Below are 587 nucleotides of genomic sequence, written 5' to 3'. Positions count from 1 at the left end.
CGGAGCCGCAGCGAAAGCGAGTCTGAATAGGGCGCTTTAGTACGTGGACGTAGACCCGAAACCGTGTGATCTACCCCTGTCCAGGGTGAAGGTGAGGTAACACTCACTGGAGGCCCGAACCCACGCATGTTGAAAAATGCGGGGATGAGGTGGGGGTAGCGGAGAAATTCCAATCGAACTCGGAGATAGCTGGTTCTCCCCGAAATAGCTTTAGGGCTAGCCTCGGATGTGGAGTTGTGGAGGTAAAGCACTGATTGGGTGCGGGGCCCGCCAAGGGTTACCAAGTCCAGTCAAACTCTGAATGCCACAAACTTAAATCCGGGAGTCAGACAGTGAGTGCTAAGATCCATTGTCAAAAGGGAAACAGCCCAGACCATCAGCTAAGGTCCCCAAGTGTGTGTTAAGTGGGAAAGGATGTGGAGTTGCACAGACAACCAGGATGTTGGCTTAGAAGCAGCCACCATTGAAAGAGTGCGTAATAGCTCACTGGTCGAGTGACTCTGCGCCGAAAATGTAACGGGGCTAAACACGCCACCGAAGCTATGGCTTGCACAATGTGCATGGGTAGGGGAGCGTTGTATGTACGT

General features: G+C 53.0%; 1 rRNA gene. It reads left to right on the top strand.

The window, feature by feature from the left end:
* Positions 1-587, top strand: a 23S ribosomal RNA gene (locus tag A8709_RS01630); the annotation flags it as partial.

This window comes from Paenibacillus pectinilyticus (assembly GCF_001700435.1).
Lineage (GTDB): Bacteria > Bacillota > Bacilli > Paenibacillales > NBRC-103111 > Paenibacillus_E > Paenibacillus_E pectinilyticus.
Note: the sequence above shows the minus strand (reverse complement) of the source record. Positions and strands in the feature narration are given on the sequence as shown.